The following is an 18,631-nucleotide window of genomic DNA, read 5'->3' as shown; positions in this document are numbered from 1 at the left end:
TCGTAGGCGCTCAGGCGCTGATGCCGAGCTTTCCGGCGAGCCGCCCGAGGTAGGCGCGCACCTCGTCGGTGGTGCGATCCGGCATCCCGAAAACGGCCTCGGTGACGCCCGCTTCGGCCCACTGCGCCAACTGTTCCGGGTTCGGTTTACCGGCCAGCGCGATGACCTCGGGGGTGCCTTCGCGGCCGTGGTCGCGCCAGACGCGGTGCAGCAGGGCGATCTTGTCGTCGACGCCGTCCTCGGTGGGGGTGGTGATCCAGCCGTCGGCGTGCTTGGCCAGCCAGGCGAAGGACTTCTCGGTGCCCGCCGCGCCGAGCAGCACCGGGATCCGCTTCTGGATCGGCTTGGGCCAGGACCAGCTCGCGCCGAAGTTGACGAATTCGCCGGCGAAGCTGGCCTCCTCGTCGGTCCACAGGGCGCGCATCGCGTCCAGATGCTCACGCAGGACCGTCCGGCGCTTGGCCGGGTTGACGCCGTGGTGGGCGAGTTCGTCGGTGTTCCAACCGAATCCGACGCCGAGGCTGACCCGGCCGCCGGAGAGGTGGTCGAGCGAGGCGATGGTTTTGGCCAGGGTGATCGGGTGGTGTTCGGCGGGCAGCGCGACCGCCGTCGACAAGCCGATCCTGGTCGTGACGGCGGCGATGGTCGCCAGCGCCACCCACGGATCGAGGGTGCGCAGATACCGGTCGTCCGGCAGGCTCGCATCGCCTGTCTGCGGATGCGCGGCCGCCCGGATCACCGGGATATGCGTGTGCTCCGGCACGTAGAACGTGTCGAAACCGGCACCCTCCGCGGCCACCGCCGCATCCGCGGGCGTGATGCCTCGATCGCTGGTGAACAACACAATCCCGTACCGCACCGTACGCGCTCCCATCCAGTAAACTAGAACAAGTTCTACCACCTTTCCTGGTCGGTACCAAGGGTTTGCCGGCCATCGATCCGGCGCGCTGAACTGTTCGTCCGGGGTATTCGTGTCATAGCCGGGGGCGGCAGTGGCAGGAGAATGCGTGTGCGTACCGAGATCGTCCGGTTCGATCCGCTGACCCGAGTGCTGCACTGGCTGATGGCGGCGCTGGTGATCGCCGCGCTGATCGCGGGGGCGGGCATGGTGCATTGGTGGGGTGAGAGCAATGCCCTGCGCACGGTGCACATGACCGTCGGCGTGAGTGTGCTGGCGCTGGCGGTGCTGCGGGTGGTCAATCGGGTGCTGCGGCGCGGGCCGGGGGCGTTCGCGCGGCTCGGGCCGATCGAACGGCGGGTCGCGGTCGGGTCCGAAATCCTCATGTACGCCTTGCTTCTCGCGCAGCCGCTGCTCGGCTGGGCGATGGTGTCCGCGTCCGGGGCGGATGTGCGGCTCGCGGGCGGGGTAGAGCTGCCCGCGCTGGTGTCCGTCGATTGGCAGCTATACGAGCGGCTGCGGTCCCTGCATACCTACTTCGGATATGCGTTGCTCGTGGTGTTCACCGCGCACATCTGCGCGATCGCCTTCCATGCGCTGATCCTGCGTGACGGTCTACTGTGTCGAATGCTGTTCGGCGCGGCGTCGCGGCCGGTCGAATAGCGCTTGCGCCGCCCAGCAGAGCGTGAGCACCGTCGCGATGGCTATCGTGGCACCTCCGACGATGTCGGTGGGTAGGTGGTAGTCGAGCCCGATCATGCCGACGGCCGCCGCGAGCATCGCCACCAGGGCGACCGTGAACGCAATGAGTTGCGCCCGCATCGAATCGACCAGCACGATGAATGCCGTCGCGATCGCGACCAGATGCACCGTATGCCCGCTGGGATAGGCGAGATAGTCGTGTAAGTGCCTGTCCCAGAGCGGCTTCCACAGCAACGCGTTGAGCCCGAGGGCGAGTTCGGGCACCACCACCATGATCGCGGCCCGCCGCCACTGGCCGCGATAGCCGAACCACGCACCCGCGAGCAGCAACAGCGGCAGCAGGATGTAGCCGTTGCTCGGCACCACCAGCGCCTGATAGATACCCGGCCGAGCGTCGAACGCCGAATGGATCGGCCGCGCGACCGCGCGATCGAACGCCGTCGCACCGCCGTCGGGCGGAAACGTCAAGGGCACTAAACCCGTGATCGCGGCGCTGACCACGATGCCGGCGAGCCGGAGCTGGCCCCCGAGCCTGGTGTCTTGCGGTAGTCCGAACACCGGTTGACGATAGCTACTGACAGGTTCTTGCTACCCGACCGCGGGCGGCGGAGAAAGTCAATGGTCATTCGACCGAACATGGTCGGTAACGCGTGACCTACGAAATCTTCGCAGCCCCAGGTCAACTCGGAGAAGTGCTTAACGCCCCGCAGCGTCGCGAGGTCTTGGTAAGGTCGTATTCGATCGGTGAACATTCGGGTTCGCCGATCGATCTCTCGGCTCGGTCGGCCTGGATGCAATGTGGCTCGGGCGTATTTCGTGCGGTCGTCTTAGCCGTGGCAGTGACTGAGAGGTACCCATGGTGGGCGATGACCTCCGGCCTACGCTGGCCGGAACATATCGGCTCCCGACGATTGTCGGGCGGGCGGCCGAGCTCGCGGAACTCGGTCGATTACTCCTGGATCGCCGGGTCCGATTGCTCACTCTCACCGGAACCGCCGGGGTGGGCAAATCAAGGCTAGCTCGAGAGGCGTTGCTGGACAGCGGCTTCCGCGCAGACCGCGATGCGATGGTGGATCTCGGCGACTGCGTCGATCGAACGAGCGCGTGGAACGCGGTGCTGGAGAAGGCAAGTCACCGCTCGCTCGCCGCCGCACCGCGATACTTCGATCCGGTCGAGGCGTTGGCGGCGCTGGCCTCGATGATCGGCCCCGGTCCGGCAATTCTGTTGCTGGACAACTGCGATCGAGTGGTCGAGCAGATCTCCACCGATGTGGCCCGGCTGCTGGACCACTGCCCGAACCTGACCCTCGTGGCGACCAGCCGGATCCCGTTCAACCTGTACCGCGAGTGCGTGCTGTGCGTGCGCCCGTTGGGCACCGGCTGCGACACCGGCGACTACTACCCCGGTTCCGCGCCCGCCGCCCAGCTGTTGCTCGACAGCATCGACAGTCACTACCGGGGAACCGCCGCGGTGGCCGATCGGCTCGTGCTCGACGAGATCGTGCGCGAACTCGACGGCGTGCCGCTGGCCATCGAACTGGCGGCCGGTTCGATCGCCCGGATCGGTCCGGTGCGCACGTTGCACCGCATCGAAGCGGGGGCCGACCTGAAGTCCTCGCCCTATGTCGACGTGCCCGCCCGGCATCGGACGCTGCACGGCGCGGTCGAGTGGGGGCTGGACGACGTCGCCCCCGAGGTGCTCGAGCTGTTGCTGCGCCTGTCGATGTACGAGTCGGTGGTCGATACCGATATGGCCTGCCTCGCGGCCGGCACTACCGACGAGGAAGCGACGACCGCGATGACCGAGCTGGTCAAGCGCAGCCTGCTCGATCATGTCTCCAGCGGCCCGCACGGCAACGGCTACCGGCTCTTCGCCACCGTGCACGCCTACTGCCGGCAGATCCTGGCCGCCGACCCGGCGCGCGCCACCGCGATGCGCGACGACCACGTGGATCGGCTCTGCCGGCTCGCCGAGATCATCGGACCCCAGTTCGACACCCGTGAGCACCGCACGACCGCGCTGGACGCCGCGGGCAAGCGGATCGTGGACTTCATTGCCGCGGTGCACTATCTGATCGACAGCGGACGGCCGGAACGCGCCGTTCGCCTGGCCGCCGATCTGGAATCGGCGTGGATCCAGTTCGGCTACCAGTCCGAGGTGGAGTCGGTGCTGGCCAAGGCGCTGGAGATGAGCGACCGCACCACGCTCTCGCCCGGCGTGACCGCGCCGCTGTGCCTCGAGGTGCTCGGCACCTGGGCGGGGCGGTCCGGGCGATTGCGGCGGGCGGTCGACCTGCTGACGAATTCCATTGCCGCGTATCGGCGTTTCGGCCGGCACGTGGACGCGGCCAGGGTTGCGGTGGTGCTGGGCCCGGTGCTGATCGCGGTCGGCGACCGGGCGGGCGCGAAGGATCGGCTGAGCGTCGCGGCGCGCTACGCCGACGAGCTGACCGGGCCGTGGCCGGGCCGACTACAGGGCTCGATGATGCTGCTGCGGATCCCCGATCCGCCCACCCGCGACCTCGAGATCTGGGGCAAGATGCGCGACCGGGCCAGGTGCCTGGACAGCACGGCGCGCCTGATCGGACTGAATACGCTGGGGCGCACGCAGATCGGACCGCGGACCGCGGATCGCGCCCAGATGCTCTACCGGGAGAACCTGGACGAGGACGGCCTGGAAGAGCATGTGCTGCAAGCGATCGTCGCGCTGGAGGGCTGCGCGATGGCCTACGACGCGGCCGGGGTCGAGCACGCCGAAGCGACGATGACGCTGATGTACGCCGCCCGGCAACTGCGCGCCACGCACGGCATCCCGCAACTGGGCGCGGGTGATCCGGCGCCGCGCGAGGCCGAACACAGAAATGCCCTCGGCGAGGCCAGGTTTCGGGAAATCATGCGCACGGCGGGGGAGATGCCGCTGGCCGAGGCGGTGGCCTACGCGTGCGCGGGCCCGACGCTGCCCAACCCGGACGACTCGCCGCTGGCCGCGCTGACCAACCGGCAGCGCGAGATCGCCAGGCTGGTCGCCACCGGCATGACCAACCGAATGATCGCCACCCAGTTGGGGATCTCGGAATGGACCGTGGTCAATCACGTGCGCCAGGTGATGCTCAAGCTGGGCTGTCCGTCCCGGCTGCACGTCGCGCTGCTGGTGGAACGGGACTCGCAGCCCGCCGCCGATCCGGCCATCGACGAGCCGACGGCCGAGTTGCCGCGAATCACGGTGGCGCGCAAGGCCTGAGCCGGATCAGGGTCCGTAGGTCAGGACCGCGCTGATGACGAACCACAGCACCCAGGCGAACGCGATCAGCATGCCGATCGCCAGGGTGATCCGCATGAACGCGCGACCGAAATCCATGTCCCTGGTCTCCCGCGGATACAGCTTCCACGGGCTGTACCACGGCGGCTCCACCGCGTAGACCGGCTTGTGCGCCTCGCGCTCGGCCTGGGCCAGCTCCTCCGCGTAGGCCTCGGCCTGCGCTTGGGCCGGGCCGCCGTGCCACAGCGTGATGTCGATCGGGCCGAGGAAGCCCTCGTTCAGCAGCTCCTGCGGCGCGGGCAGGTAGGGCAGGATGCCCAGTCCGCGGAACGCGATGGCGACGTCGTTGGCCGTCCAGAGGTGCTTTTCCTCCTCGGCGAGCGCGTCGAAGTAGTGCCGCAACCGGCCCGGGTCGTCGCCCAGGATGACGTCGAAGCTCGGGTCGCTCCACCCCTGCTGGATCTTCAGCTCGGCCCCGCGCAACGGGACCACCAGCGCCAGCCCGTGCACCGCGCGCTGACCGAGGCCGCGCGCGGCCAGCCAGTTCTGCAACGCGAAGGTGTGCTCGCGGGACTTCTCCAACGGGGTGCGCCGGTCCCGGCCCTCCATGGCCGCCGGGTCGCCGTTGATCGTCCACTGACCATTGAGCGGGATCTCCAGCACGCCGTCCTGGCGCGCCACCAGCGCCTCGGCCTCGATCACCACGCAGCTGGTCGGCGTCCACACCACCGCGTCGAACTGGTGCAGCCGATCCTTGTGGAACAGACTGCAGTTGATCGTGGCGACGCCCTTGGGGCTGTCCGCGTCCTTCCAGGTGCGCAGCCAATCGATCAGTGCCCGCTCGGCATTGGTGCCTGCGGCGTTCTGCACTCGCACGAGCATTAACGACCGCCCTTCTCGTCGACACTCGACAGTGCACAGGATACGAGGTGCGCGGCCGAATTCGCCGCGCTCATGGCAACAGTCGGCGTGTTGGTCTCCCGCTCACTCCGGCTCTTCGGCGTCGATCTTGCCCGCCTTCACTGCCTCGACCAGTGTGGCATGGTCGGCCTCGGTGCGGTCGGCATAGCGGACGGCGAAATCGGCGACCGCGTCGTCGAACCGCTCGTCCTCGCCCAGATAGCCCGCCAGCAGGCGCGGATCGAGCGAGCGCGAATGCGCGCGGGCCAGCAGCGCGCCGGCCAGCCTGCCGTAGTCGTCGAGGTCGGAGGCGGACAGCTCGGCCGGGTCGATGCTGCCCTTCAGATTGCGGAATTGCCGCACGATGAACGGCAATTCGGTGCCGTCGCCGGTCGGGTCGACGCTGGTCCAGCCGAGCAGGATGTCGCTCTCGGACTGAACCAGCCTGGCGCCCTGCACGATTCGCTTGCCCTCGTGTTTCGGCGGCGGCGCGGGCAGATACGGCGCGAGCGCGGACGGGTTGGCCTGCTTGACCTGGAGCACCAGGGCCTCGCCCTCGTTGCCGTGCAGCAGCGCGACATAGGTGTGCAGGCCGACGCTGCCGGTGCCGACGATCCGGAAGGCGATGTCGGACACCGCGAATCGGGCCAGCAGGTTGCGCCGGGACCGGCGCAACGTATCGGCGTAACGCTCCAGCCCATCGGTGATCGCCGCCGCGACCTTCTCCTCGACCGGGGTGAGAATCGGTGGGTCACTGATGAATCGGTGCTTCTTGATGCCGGTCTGATGGTCCTCGAGATGCTCGGTCCACTTGGCCACCACCTTCGCGCTGGTGTTCTTGCGCGCCTTCTTCGCGGCCTTCTTGAAGTCGTCGACGAGATCGTGCGCCGCGGCCTGATCCAGCACCGACTCGTCGGGCAGCGCGCTCCACGCTTCGAGGAACGGTTGCTCGGCCAGCTGGGCGATCGCGCGGCGGTAGGCGCGGGCAGCGTCGTGCGCGGCGGCGCGGCAGTCGTTCTCGCCCGCACCGCTTTCCCGGCCCGCGAGCACCAGGCTGGCCGCGAGGCGGTCCAGATCCCACTCCCACGGCCCGACGATGGTCTCGTCGAAATCATTGATGTCCATGATGATTTCGCCGCGTGGCGTGCCGTACAGGCCGAAATTCGCAGCATGCGCGTCGCCGCAGAGCTGCGCGGTGAGCCCGGTGTCCGGTCCGTCGGCCAGATCGGCGGCCATCAGCCCGGCCGCGCCGCGATAGAACGTGAACGGGGACGCGATCATCCGGCCGACCCGCAGCGGCACCAGGTGCGGGAGCCGGCCCGCGTTGCTCGACTCGATGAAGTCGAGCACGCCGGGCCTGCGCGCTCCCTCGGCCGCACGATCGCGCGCGGTGACCGGCACCCGCTCGCGCACGGCCTCGCCGCGCGCCCGTACCTCGGCCGCGGGGAGGTAGGAACGTAGATCGATACCACTGTCTGACACGATGCCGACGCTAGCGGGTATCGGCCCCGGTGCGGGTGTCGGTTTCGCCACGTTCGGTGCCGGTCAGGTATGCCGATCGAGTGGCTCAGGTGGCGGGCACCGGGGGATCGACCGGGGTGATCGGCAGCCGCAAGGCGCCCGGCGCGGCAGCGGGCACCGTCGGCTGGTTCGGCGCCACGGGCGCGATGCGCTGGTACGCCGTCCCGAGTTCCGGTCGCGGATCGGCCTCGTTCTTGTTGGGCCAGAACGCCATTGCCCGCTCGGCCTGCGCGGTGATGGTGAGCGACGGGTTGACGCCCAGGTTCGCGGTCACCGCCGAGCCGTCCGCCACGTGCAGGCCGGGATGGCCGAACACCCGCTGATACGGGTCGACCACGCCGGTCTCCGGGCTGTCGCCGATGACGCAGCCGCCGATGTAGTGCGCGGTCGCCGGAATGTTGAACACGTCCATCACCAGGCCGTGGGTATCGCCCTGCACCTTCTCGCCGAAGCGCCGCCCGATGTCGTGCGCCATCGGGATCCAGGTCGGATTCGGTTCACCGGTGCCCTGTTTCGTCTTGAGCAGCCCGCGCCGGCGGAACGAGGTGAGCGAGTTGTCCAGCGACTGCATGACCAGCAGGATCACCGACTTCTCCGACGCGTGCCTGGCATTGAGGCTGCGCAGGAAGACCAGCGGGTGCACCACCATCGCCAGCAGGAAGCGCAGGAACCGGAATGCGCCGCCGTCCACGATCGGCACCGACATCGGGAACAGCGCGTTCTGCCCCTTGCCGTAGTGGCAGACCTCGATGTGCGTGTCCGCGGCCGGGTGGATCGAGGAGGTGATCGCGATGCCCTCGGCGAAATCGCGGCGGGCGCGGCTGACCACGTTGAGGATCGCCTCGGAGTTGCTGCGGGTCAGCTCGCCGAGCCGCGGCGAGAGATTCGGCAGCACCGCGTCGTCGCGCATCTTGTGCAGCAGTTTCTGGGTGCCGAGCGCGGCGCCGGCGAACACCACCTGCTCGGCGGTGAAGGTCTTGCGCTGCTTGCGGATCCAGCGGTCCGAGCGCTCGGTCTCCACGCGGTACCCGCCGTCGGGCAGCGGGCGCACGGAGGTCGCGGTGGTCAGCGGATGCACCTCGGCGCCCGCCTGTTCGGCCAGGTAGAGGTAGTTCGTGGTGGTCGTGTTCTTGGCATTGTTCGGGCAGCCGGTGAAACATTGCGCGCAGTGCACACAGCCGCGCCTGCGCGGGCCGACGCCGCCGAAGTAGGGGTCGTCGACCTCGGTGCCCGGATCGCTCTCGTTGAAGAACACGCCGACATTGGTCGGGTGGAAGGTGTCGGCGACGCCGAGGTCGTCGGCGATCTCGCGGATCACCTCGTCGGCCGGGGTCATCCGCGGATTCGGCGCCACGCCGAGCATCCGCTGGGCCTGGTCGTAGTACGGGGCCAGCTCGGACCGCCAGTCGGTGATGTGCGCCCACTGTTTGTCGGTGTAGAAGTTCGGCAGGGGCTCGTAGAGGGTGTTGCCGTAGACGAGCGAGCCGCCGCCGACGCCGGCGCCGGAGAACACCGCGCACTTGCCCAGCACGCTGATCCGCTGCGGCCCGGTCAGGCCCAGTCGCGGGGCCCAGATCGACTTGCGCACATTCCAATTCGAGCGCGGGATGTCCTCGGCGTTCCAGCGCCTGCCCGCCTCGAGCACGCCGACCCGATACCCCTTCTCGGTCAACCGCAGGGCGCTCACGCTGCCGCCGAAGCCGGAACCGATCACCACCACGTCGTAGTCGAATGCGGGCATGACTTCCTCTCGCTCACCGGACGCTCACCGTACCGACAGATGAGATAATTTCATACTCATTCTGTCACCGCCGGTCTGTGGCGGAAACCATCCTTGCATGCGGATATCGGGAAAACCGGCGTGCCCGGATGGCGTCGACCGGGGTCGGTGCGGTAAGCACGGGGCGTGACAACCGAATCGGGCACAACGGAACCGGAGGAGCGCGCCGACACCGACGGCGCGACCGGCGGCGTCTTCGACGACCGCATCCTCACGGTCCCGAATGTCCTGAGTTTCGTGCGCCTGCTGGGTGTTCCGGTGTTCCTGTGGCTGCTGCTGGTCGAGCACGCCGACGGCTGGGCGTTCGTGCTGGCCTTCGCCAGCGGACTGACCGACTTCCTGGACGGCAAGCTGGCCCGCCTGCTCGATCAGTCCTCGCGCCTCGGCGCCCTGCTCGACCCGTTCGTGGACCGGTTGTACCTGGTGACGACCTTGGCGGCGTTCGTGATCCGCGGCCTCATCCCGTGGTGGGTCGCGGTGATCCTGGTCGGCCGCGACCTGATCCTCACGCTCACGCTGTCGGTCTACAAACGCCGCGACCTACCCCCGCCCGACGTCATCTATCTGGGCAAGGCGGCCACCTTCGCGCTGATGTCGGCGTTCGTCTGGCTGCTGGCCGGGGAGATGGATTGGGCGCTCGACGGTTTCGGGCGTGCCTTCGGCGGGGCATTACTGGTCTGGGGCACGGCGGTGTATGTATGGACCGGTTTGCTCTACACCGGTAAGGCGATCGCGGTCGCTCGCTCGATACCGGCTGTGGCACACCGCCCGACCTGACCGAGGCGTCGAGTCGAAGATCGGCTCGAGCCTCGCATAGAGTTGCGCCCACACGATCACAATGGAAAGGACGGACGGCCTGTGACCCAGACCCCCGAAGATCTGCGCTACACCGAGGAGCACGAGTGGGTGCAGCGGATCGGCCCTACCCGGGTTCGGGTGGGCATCACCGATTATGCCCAGTCCCAACTCGGTGACGTTGTGTTCGTGCAGCTGCCCGAAACGGACAAGGACGTCGCCGTGGGGGACAGCATCGCGGAGGTCGAGTCGACCAAGAGCGTGTCCGACATCTACGCGCCGATCGCAGCGAAAGTTGTTGCGGTGAACGAGGTTCTGGTGCAGGAGCCGGAGACGCTGAACACCGATCCGTACAGCGACGGATGGCTGTTCGAACTCGAGGTCGCGGACGCCGCCGGCCTCGACAAGACCCTTGATGAACTGTTGGATGCGGCAGGTTATCAAGGAGTTATCGGGGGCTGAATCAGCCTTCCCGGTTCTACCTGCACGGGCACGCCCTGGCAGGGTACGGTCAATGCCAACAGATGCGCCGACAGTCATTGTCGGGAATCTAGGGACTCGACGGCAGGTCGTGGTGCCACAGGTATCACCTGCTTGCATGGATAATCAGGTTCGAGGAGGAGAGAAACGGTGAGCGAGAACAAAGACCCGGGTTACGGGGAGACCGCGGCCGAGACGACGTCGGTCTTCCGCGCGGATTTCCTGAACGAGGTCGACGCGTCGCGCTCCGGAGAGCCGACCGGCGAACAGCCGGTCCAAGGGGTCGAGGGTCTGCCCGTTGGTGCGGCCCTCCTGGTCGTCAAGCGCGGTCCGAACGCGGGCTCGCGGTTCCTGCTGGATCAGCCGACTACGTCGGCGGGCCGCCACCCCGACAGTGACATCTTTCTCGACGACGTCACCGTCAGCCGTCGGCATGCCGAGTTCCGTCAGGACGACGATTCGTTCCAGGTTGTCGATGTCGGCAGCCTGAACGGCACCTATGTGAATCGGGAGCCGGTGGACTCCTCGGAACTCCAGAACGGCGACGAGGTGCAGATCGGCAAGTTCCGCCTGGTGTTCCTCACCGGACCGCGGGCGCAGAACGACTCGGCGGGTGCAGGGAGCCTATGAGCACGCGGCGCTGGGTTCTTTCGCGACATGAAGGGCTCGGGGTCATGAAGACTCACGGTGACTCGAGAGATCGAGCGCTGTGACCGGCGCGGCGCAGTGGGCGCGCGGAGGCATGTCGATCGGCTCCGTACTGGACCTACTGCGCCCGGACTTTCCGGACGTCACCATCTCGAAAATCCGCTTCCTGGAAGCGGAAGGCCTCATTCGGCCGGAGCGCACGCCCTCGGGCTACCGCAGGTTCTCCGTCGCCGATTGTGAACGGCTTCGGTTCGTGCTGACCGCGCAACGCGATCAGTACCTGCCGCTGAAGGTGATCAAGGAACAACTCGAAGCGATCGACAGCGGTGCGGCGACGCTCGGTGTGCGGGAAGCCCGCGCCCGGGCGCATTCCGGCCGTACGGGTGCATCGGAGTCGGCGGCAACCACCGCCGACTCCGAGCACTCGGCCGCGCCCGGCGGGAACAGAAACGGCGCAGCTGCGCCGAGGAGGCTCGGCGTGGTGCCCAGCGAGATTTCCCCGGACGATCTGCGCTTCGATCACGAAATCCGGCTCACCCGCGCGGATCTGCTCGCCCAGGCCGACATCGACGAGACCTTTCTCAACGACCTGATCCGGGCGAGCCTGATCACCCCCGGCGCCGCCGGATTTTTCGACGGCGACGCGGTGACGCTGGCCAAGACCGCCAAGGCGATGGCCGAATTCGGTTTGGAGGCACGGCATTTGCGTGCGTTCAAGCTGGCCGCCGATCGCGAGGCCGCGCTGGTCGCGCAGATCGCCGCCCCGATCGCGAAGAGCCGCGACGCCGGTGCGCGGGCCAGAGCCGAGGAAACGGTGCGCGAACTCGCGGCGCTGTCGCTGACGTTGCACGCCTGTCTGGTGAAGTCGTCGGTGCGGACGTCGCTGGGCGGCTGAACATCCCGTTGAACCGCTGACGCGCAATCCGTGTCATGTTTCGGTCATCCAACACGCCGATTTCGGCTGTGCACACGGACCGCTGCACCCGCGCGGGTTCGCCTAGACTCGTGGTACGGCGAGCTCTGCGGTGGTCGTGCCGGGCGGCCGGCGAGCGGCTGGTGAGTAATGGGAGGCAGTGCGATGAGTGAGCGAAGCGAACGATTCATGTCACAGCGTGCATCGCGCGTGCCGGAGCTGAGCGTTAGCGAGGCAGAGGCATGAGTGAAATGCGTGTGATCGGCATTCGTGTCGAACAGCCACAGAATCAGCCCGTGCTGTTGCTCCGTGAGGTTTCGGGGGATCGGTATCTACCTATCTGGATCGGGCAGGCCGAAGCGACCGCGATCGTGCTGGAGCAGGAGGGGGTGACGCCGATTCGCCCGCTGACCCACGATCTGATCAAGATCCTGATCACCGAGCTCGGGCACACCCTCAAGGAGGTACGCATCGTCGACCTGCAAGAGGGCACGTTCTACGCGGATCTGGTCTTCGAGAACGATCTGCACATCTCGGCGCGGCCGTCGGATTCGGTAGCGATCGCCTTGCGGGTGGGTTGCCCGATCTACGCCGAGGAGCCGGTGCTCGAGGAAGCCGGGCTGGTCATGCCGGACGAGCGCGAGGACGAGGTGGAGAAGTTCAAGGAATTCCTGGAGTCGGTCTCGCCCGACGATTTCAAGGCTACGGACAGCTGAACAGGATCTTTCCGGCAATCCGGCGTTTTCGCGGGATGACCGGGGGATCCGCCCTTAACCAGAGCTTGAGACTTTAACCGCGCGTCGCGTTTGGCCTGACGATGGTGCTCCCTGGACAATCAGGGGGAGTAATCTCGATAGTTGGGCCACGTCCGTTTTGACCAGGTCGTCAGTACAGCGGTGGTCGAAACGGAGCCGGGTCATCGATGAGGCTAGCCGTCGGCGGAGCAAGGGAGTGGTCAGTGGCAGAGGAATCGCAAAATGTGGTGCAGCCAGGCCTGTTCCCGGACGACTCGGTTCCCGACGATCTGGTCGGCTACCGGGTCCCCAGTGCATGCCAGGTAGCCGGGATCACCTACCGGCAGCTCGACTACTGGGCGCGGACCGGATTGGTCGTGCCCTCCATTCGCAGCGCGGCCGGCTCGGGTAGCCAGCGCCTTTACTCGTTCAAGGACATCCTGGTCCTGAAGATCGTGAAGCGGCTGCTCGACGCGGGCATCTCGCTACAGAACATCAGGATCGCGGTCGACCATCTCCGCAGCAGGGGAGTGCAGGACCTCGCCGGGATCACCCTGTTCTCCGACGGCACCTCGGTGTACGAGTGCACCTCGGCCGAGGAGGTAGTCGATTTACTGCAGGGCGGGCAAGGCGTGTTCGGCATCGCGATCAGCGGGGCCATGCACGAGCTCACCGGCGCCATCGCCAACTTCCCGGCCGAACGCGCGTCCGCGGTGACCGAACGGCCGGAGGACGAGCTGTCCTACCGGCGTAAGGCCCGCATGAGCCGCAAGACTGGTTAAACGTAGACAACCGACAACACCCCGCCTCCCCGAGAAACCCAGGGTAGCGGGGTGTTGTGCTGTGTGGCATCTGGTTTTCGGTGGCTCTGGCAAGGCTTGGGTTGAGACATGTTGTTAAGTAGATATGCGCATCTATCGATGCAATCGTCGAGGGCCTCCGCGCACCGACGTGACCAGCGCGACACCGCCGGGATGGGACCAGTGACACGTTCTGGCGTGTCGTCGGCTTAAACTGGTGGCGCGCCAACGCCGTGCGGGAGAGTCCCGGGTTCGACAGAGTCCGGGCGCCGAAGGAGCAGCACCTCCCCGTCAATCTCTCAGGCATCAGGGACCGTGCGGGCTTGGGCGCCTCTGGAAAGCGGTGGCTTCGGGCCGCCCGCCCATGGGGAAAGGGGCTCGACCTTCATTGCGGTCGCGCGTCCGAATCTCTCAGGCAACACGACAGAGGGGGAGGGCTGGTAACCGTCGACAGGTGTCGACCCGCCCGACCCAATGGGAGCTGCCGTGACTCGCTCATTCGCCGACCGCCATATCGGACCCGATCGGGGCGAAATCGCCCGGATCCTGGACGTCGTCGGCGTCGGCTCGCTCGACGAGCTCGCCACGAAGGCCTTGCCCGCCACCATCCTCGACGGTTCCGGACTGGCCGGATTGCCGCCTGCCGCAACCGAACACGAGGTGCTGGCCGAACTCGCCGGGCTCGCCCACTCCAACACCGTGGCCACCTCGATGATCGGGCTCGGCTACTACGACACGCTGACCCCGCCGGTGCTGGTACGCAACCTGCTGGAGAACCCGGCCTGGTACACGGCGTACACGCCCTACCAGCCGGAGATCAGCCAGGGCCGGCTGGAGGCGCTGCTCAACTTCCAGACCATGGTGTCCGAGCTGACCGGCATGGACGTGGCCAACGCGTCCATGCTGGACGAGGCCACCGCCGCCGCCGAGGCGATGACGCTGTTGCAGCGGGCGAGCCGGTCCAAGTCCGTGCGGCTGGTCATCGACGCCGACCTGTTCCCGCAGACGAAGACCGTGCTGACCACCCGCGCGCAGCCGCTCGGCATCGAGCTGGTTCCGGCGGATCTCTCGTCCGGCGAGCTGCCCGAAGGTGAATTCTTCGGGGTGCTGGTGCAGGCGCCGGGCGCGTCCGGCCGGGTAGTGGACTGGACATCGCTGATCAGCGCCGCGCACGAGCGGGGCGCGCTGGTCGCGGTCGGTGCGGACCTGCTGGCCATGACGTTGATCGCGTCCCCGGGCGACCAGGGCGCGGATGTCTGCTTCGGCACCACCCAGCGCTTCGGCGTGCCGCTCGGCTTCGGCGGCCCGCACGCGGGTTATCTGGCCGTGCGCACCGCGTATGCCAGGCAGCTGCCGGGCCGGCTGGTCGGCGTCTCGGTGGACGCGGACGGCGACGTAGCCTACCGGCTCGCGTTGCAGACCCGCGAGCAGCACATCCGCCGGGAGAAGGCCACCTCCAACATCTGTACCGCGCAGGTGCTGCTGGCCATCGTCGCGGCGATGTACGCGAGTTACCACGGCGCCGAGGGCCTGCGCGACATCGCGCGCCGGGTGCATCGGCACGCCGCCACCATCGCCGCGGGGCTGGACGGGGCGGTCGTGCACGACACGTTCTTCGACACCGTGCTGGCGCACGTGCCCGGCGGTGCGGAAGCCGTTGTGGCGAAGGCGAAGTCGCGCGGGATCAACCTGCGCCTGGTGGATGCCGATCACGTCGGCATCGCCTGCGACGAGGCGACCACCGAGGCGCACGTCGCGGCCGTGCTCGAATCCTTCGGCACTACACTGTCGGCCGAGCAGCGCGACCCGGCGCCGGTCGTCGCGATCGAGAACCGGACCTCCGAGTTCCTCGACCACCCGGCGTTCACCAAGTACCACACCGAAACCGCGATGCTGCGCTACCTGCGTTCGCTGTCCGACAAGGACATCGCGTTGGACCGCAGCATGATTCCGCTCGGCTCCTGCACCATGAAGCTGAACGCGACCGCGGAGATGGAGGCCATCACCTGGCCCGGCTTCGCCCGCGTGCATCCGTACGCGCCGGTCGAGGACGCGCCCGGCCTGTTGCAGGTGATCCACGATCTGGAGCAGTGGCTCTCCGACATCACCGGCTACGACTCGGTCAGCTTGCAGCCGAACGCGGGCAGCCAGGGCGAGTACGCCGGTCTGCTGGCGATTCGGCGCTATCACCTGGATCGTGGTGACACACACCGGGATACCTGCCTGATCCCGTCCAGTGCGCACGGCACCAACGCGGCCTCGGCGGCGATGGCCGGGCTGCGCGTCGAGGTGGTCAAGTGCCGCGACAACGGCGACGTCGACCTGGACGACCTGCGGGCCAAGATCGCCGACCACGCCGACCGGCTGGCCTGCATCATGATCACCTACCCGTCCACGCACGGCGTGTACGAGCACGAGGTCGCCGAGCTGTGCGCGCTGGTGCACGACGCGGGCGGTCAGGTGTACGTCGACGGCGCGAACCTGAATGCGCTTGTCGGCCTTGCCCGTCCGGGCCGGTTCGGCGGCGACGTCAGCCACCTGAACCTGCACAAGACGTTCTGCATCCCGCACGGCGGCGGCGGCCCGGGTGTCGGTCCGGTCGCGGTGCGGTCGCACCTCGCGCCCTACCTGCCGGGCGACCCGCTGGTCACCGACTCGCACGCGGTGTCGGCGGCCAACTACGGTTCCGCCTCGATCCTGCCGATCACCTGGGCCTACATCCGGATGATGGGCGCGGACGGCCTGCGCGACGCGACGCTGACGGCGATCGCCTCGGCGAACTACATCGCGCGCCGGCTCGACGAGTACTTCCCGGTGCTCTACACCGGTGAGCACGGGATGGTCGCGCACGAGTGCATCCTGGATCTGCGCGAGATCACCAAGCAGACCGGCGTCACCGTCGACGATGTGGCAAAGCGGCTGGCGGACTACGGGTTCCACGCGCCGACGATGAGCTTCCCGGTCGCGGGCACGCTCATGGTCGAGCCGACCGAGAGCGAAAACCTGGACGAGCTGGACGATTTCATCGAGGCGATGATCGCGATCCGCAAGGAGATCGATCAGGTCGCGGCGGGCGTCTGGCCGGTCACCGACAATCCGCTGCGTGGTGCGCCGCACACCGCGGCGAGCCTGGTCGGCGAGTGGGAGCACCCGTACAGCCGCGAAACCGCCGTGTACCCACGGGGTCTCGGCCACTCGCGGGCCAAGGTCTGGCCGCCGGTTCGCCGGATCGACGGCGCGTACGGCGACCGCAACCTGGTCTGCTCGTGCCCGCCCATCGAGGCCTACGCCGACTGACCACAGACCCGAAGGTGCCCTCCGCTGAGTTAGGCGGAGGGCGCCTTCGTCTGTGCACCCGCCGCACTACTTCTGATTTCCCGCACCTGGAATCGCATGCGAATCTCGGTGCGGGAAATCAAGAATGGTGCGGCTTTACGGGGTGGTTAGCGACTGAACGACCGCGGACCCGAAGCTGAGGTCGTCGGAGGTGGTGACCTTCGTGTACGTGCCGCCGGACTGCTCGGCGATGCTCTTCAGCGTCTGCGTGCCCTGGCCGCCGATGACGATGATGTCCACCCGGACCGGATGGGCCTTGTCGAGCGCGGCGGCCATGTCGGCGGCGAGCTTCGCGCCGGTGACCGTCGAATCGTCCTCGGGGCCGTCGGTGATCAGCAGCACGGAATTGGTTCGGCCGGGGGTGTATCCGTTGACCGCGCTCTTGTAGGCGGCGATCAGCGTCGGGTACGCCTGGTCGGCGCGGACCTCGCCGGCCTTGACGTTGCCGAGCGCGGTGCTGATCTTGGTGCGCTGGTCGTCGGTGAGCGGGCCGGTGGCGGCCTGCACCTTGTACGGCGTTGTGCCGTCGAGGTTCTTGCCGAACGTCCACAGGCCGAGGCCGAAGTCCGGCGGCATCACCGTCAGCGTGGAGCTCAGTGCGCCAACGACATTCGCCAGCCTGGTCATCGAACCGTCGGTGGTCGACATGGACGAGGAGACGTCGACCAGCACGGTGGATTGCACGCCGAGCACCGGATTGGCCAGGGTGGCACGGACTTTGTCGAGCGCGGCGCGCGGCGGTGCGGGAGTGGCGGCGGGTGCGGTGGTGAAGCCGGCCGTGGTGAAGGCCTGCGCCTGCTCGGGTGCGCGCAGGTAGTCCGCGAACAGCCCGCCGACGAGGTTCTGCGTCTTGTCGACCCACGGTCCCGACATCAGCGCGGCCGGGTGATCGGCGACCGGCGCCGCACCGGACGGCCGGAAGACCGTAAGTCCCGCTTGGTTTTTCACCTGCTGCTCGGTGGTGGCGACCGCATGCACGGTGGCCGACTGCGGCGCGCCGGCGATGATGCCGAACGCCGCGGCGGTGTCCGCCGCCTCCGGCGCGTCGGCGGCGAGACCGGAGATCGCCGCGACGGCCTGGCCGGACTGCGCGGCCTGCTCGGTGAGTGGTTCCGCGCCGGACACCGCGGACCCGACCGCTACCGCGGCGGCGAGCGAAGAATCCCCGGGCGGCAACGCCATTCGCAGATTGCCCCATCCGGACAGCCCGACGTCGTTGAGCGAACCTTGTTGCAGCCGTGGCAGATCGGCCCACGTGGTCTTGGCTTGTTCCAGCGCGCCGCGCAATTCGTCCGGCACGGCGAGCACGATCGGGCTCACCGCGATCGGCGCGGGCGTGCCCTCGATCATTCCCGGCACCCGCATGGACTCGATCGAGCGGGTCGAATCGGGGATCCACAGCACCGGCTGCGGGCCGAGATTCTGATCCCACGGCTTGCCGCTGGTGAACGCGGCGACGATCGCCGCGGACGGTTGCGCGGTCACCACTACCTGCGCGCAGTGATCACGCACCTTCGGTTTGGTCGCGTTGTACCGGTCGGCCGCGCCTCTGACCTGCGTGGCAATGTCCGGATCGGCGGTGACGTAGAGCGTCGACGGACCGGAGACGCATTCCGCGGCCGCGGCGCTGTCCTCGTCGGCCGCCCGGTCCCGTAACTGGAACCACGCGAAGACGCCCGCGACGAGCAGCACGATGGCCACCACTGCGATAACCGGACCTTTGCTGACGCCCCGGGATCTGGTTCCGCTGCGATGAGTGCCCACGGTGCACAGTGTATGTTCACCGGCCGTTTGCGGCCGCGCCGAGTCTGCCCTCACCGGCGAGCCTTAGGCCGTGTCCGCCGGCCGCCGGGTCCGGCGCGGAC

Annotated in this window: 15 protein-coding genes and 1 riboswitch; of the genes, 9 read left to right on the top strand and 6 right to left on the bottom strand. The window is 67.9% G+C overall.

Translation table 11 applies throughout. From position 1 onward, the window contains the following. Window positions 1-10: 10 nt before the first annotated feature. Window positions 11-859, bottom strand: a complete 849-nt coding sequence (locus tag AB0M22_RS40925; protein ID WP_364738559.1) for an LLM class F420-dependent oxidoreductase — start codon at window positions 857-859, stop codon at window positions 11-13. A 150-nt stretch (window positions 860-1,009) separates the two neighbouring features. Here AB0M22_RS40925 and AB0M22_RS40920 point away from each other — a divergent pair, with 150 nt between their 5' ends. Beyond that, window positions 1,010-1,561 (top strand): cytochrome b/b6 domain-containing protein, encoded by a 552-nt coding sequence (locus AB0M22_RS40920; protein WP_364738423.1) that lies wholly within the window; start codon window positions 1,010-1,012, stop codon window positions 1,559-1,561. Here the strand turns inward: AB0M22_RS40920 and AB0M22_RS40915 are convergent. Beyond that, complete coding sequence (locus AB0M22_RS40915; protein ID WP_364738421.1) at window positions 1,514-2,158, bottom strand: phosphatase PAP2 family protein; 645 nt, start codon at window positions 2,156-2,158, stop codon at window positions 1,514-1,516. The two genes, AB0M22_RS40920 and AB0M22_RS40915, sit on opposite strands and share 48 nt — an antisense overlap. Before the next feature lie 301 nt (window positions 2,159-2,459). Here AB0M22_RS40915 and AB0M22_RS40910 point away from each other — a divergent pair, with 301 nt between their 5' ends. Then, window positions 2,460-4,841 carry a LuxR C-terminal-related transcriptional regulator gene (locus tag AB0M22_RS40910; protein WP_364738419.1) on the top strand — a complete coding sequence of 794 codons (2,382 nt, stop codon included), beginning with the start codon at window positions 2,460-2,462 and terminating at the stop codon, window positions 4,839-4,841. 6 nt (window positions 4,842-4,847) lie between these two features. Here AB0M22_RS40910 and AB0M22_RS40905 read toward each other — a convergent pair whose 3' ends face one another. The 3 genes from AB0M22_RS40905 to AB0M22_RS40895 form a co-directional block, all read right to left on the bottom strand. Further along, window positions 4,848-5,729 (bottom strand): nuclease-related domain-containing protein, encoded by an 882-nt coding sequence (locus AB0M22_RS40905; protein ID WP_364738417.1) that lies wholly within the window; start codon window positions 5,727-5,729, stop codon window positions 4,848-4,850. 114 nt (window positions 5,730-5,843) lie between these two features. Next, entirely contained in the window at window positions 5,844-7,241 is a 1,398-nt protein-coding gene (locus tag AB0M22_RS40900) for a DUF2252 domain-containing protein (RefSeq protein ID WP_364738415.1), read from the bottom strand. An 85-nt stretch (window positions 7,242-7,326) separates the two neighbouring features. Beyond that, a complete protein-coding gene (locus AB0M22_RS40895) occupies window positions 7,327-9,021 on the bottom strand; it encodes a GMC oxidoreductase (RefSeq protein WP_364738413.1) in 1,695 nt (564 codons plus the stop codon). Window positions 9,022-9,186: 165 nt separating this feature from the next. Between AB0M22_RS40895 and AB0M22_RS40890 the strand changes: the two genes are divergently transcribed. The 7 genes from AB0M22_RS40890 to gcvP all read left to right on the top strand — a co-directional run bounded on the left by AB0M22_RS40890 (window position 9,187) and on the right by gcvP (window position 16,727). After that, complete coding sequence (locus AB0M22_RS40890) at window positions 9,187-9,837, top strand: CDP-alcohol phosphatidyltransferase family protein (protein ID WP_364738411.1); 651 nt, start codon at window positions 9,187-9,189, stop codon at window positions 9,835-9,837. Window positions 9,838-9,918: 81 nt separating this feature from the next. Next, window positions 9,919-10,317, top strand: coding sequence for a glycine cleavage system protein GcvH (gcvH, locus tag AB0M22_RS40885; protein WP_364738409.1), 399 nt, complete (start codon window positions 9,919-9,921; stop codon window positions 10,315-10,317). A gap of 168 nt (window positions 10,318-10,485) precedes the next feature. Beyond that, window positions 10,486-10,965: a glycogen accumulation regulator GarA gene (gene garA / locus AB0M22_RS40880; RefSeq protein WP_150401796.1), complete on the top strand. Its 480-nt coding sequence runs from the start codon at window positions 10,486-10,488 to the stop codon at window positions 10,963-10,965. Window positions 10,966-11,077: 112 nt separating this feature from the next. After that, window positions 11,078-11,878, top strand: a complete 801-nt coding sequence (locus AB0M22_RS40875) for a MerR family transcriptional regulator (protein ID WP_364738406.1) — start codon at window positions 11,078-11,080, stop codon at window positions 11,876-11,878. Window positions 11,879-12,138: 260 nt separating this feature from the next. Then, on the top strand, window positions 12,139-12,612 hold the full coding sequence (locus AB0M22_RS40870; RefSeq protein ID WP_069160942.1) for a bifunctional nuclease family protein: 474 nt from the start codon (window positions 12,139-12,141) through the stop codon (window positions 12,610-12,612). A 206-nt stretch (window positions 12,613-12,818) separates the two neighbouring features. Continuing rightward, window positions 12,819-13,412, top strand: coding sequence for a MerR family transcriptional regulator (locus tag AB0M22_RS40865; RefSeq protein WP_357388126.1), 594 nt, complete (start codon window positions 12,819-12,821; stop codon window positions 13,410-13,412). Window positions 13,413-13,656: 244 nt separating this feature from the next. After that, window positions 13,657-13,756: riboswitch (glycine riboswitch) on the top strand. 148 nt (window positions 13,757-13,904) lie between these two features. Continuing rightward, complete coding sequence (gcvP, locus tag AB0M22_RS40860; protein ID WP_364738403.1) at window positions 13,905-16,727, top strand: aminomethyl-transferring glycine dehydrogenase; 2,823 nt, start codon at window positions 13,905-13,907, stop codon at window positions 16,725-16,727. A 135-nt stretch (window positions 16,728-16,862) separates the two neighbouring features. Here the strand turns inward: gcvP and AB0M22_RS40855 are convergent, their stop codons facing one another. After that, a complete protein-coding gene (locus AB0M22_RS40855) occupies window positions 16,863-18,530 on the bottom strand; it encodes a VWA domain-containing protein (protein WP_364738401.1) in 1,668 nt (555 codons plus the stop codon). Window positions 18,531-18,631 lie beyond the last annotated feature (101 nt).

The organism is Nocardia sp. NPDC051756 (assembly GCF_040681495.1).
GTDB lineage: Bacteria > Actinomycetota > Actinomycetes > Mycobacteriales > Mycobacteriaceae > Nocardia.
This window is presented reverse-complemented; position numbering and strand designations above follow the sequence as displayed.

Excerpts from the sequence above, each read along its gene's own strand:
- AB0M22_RS40895 (WP_364738413.1), bottom strand. The coding sequence starts at position 9,021 with ATGCCCGCATTCGACTACGACGTGGTGGTGATCGGTTCCGGCTTCGGC.
- AB0M22_RS40875 (WP_364738406.1), top strand. The coding sequence starts at position 11,078 with ATGTCGATCGGCTCCGTACTGGACCTACTGCGCCCGGACTTTCCGGAC.
- AB0M22_RS40870 (WP_069160942.1), top strand. The coding sequence starts at position 12,139 with ATGAGTGAAATGCGTGTGATCGGCATTCGTGTCGAACAGCCACAGAAT.
- AB0M22_RS40865 (WP_357388126.1), top strand. The coding sequence starts at position 12,819 with ATGAGGCTAGCCGTCGGCGGAGCAAGGGAGTGGTCAGTGGCAGAGGAA.
- gcvP (WP_364738403.1), top strand. The coding sequence starts at position 13,905 with ATGGGAGCTGCCGTGACTCGCTCATTCGCCGACCGCCATATCGGACCC.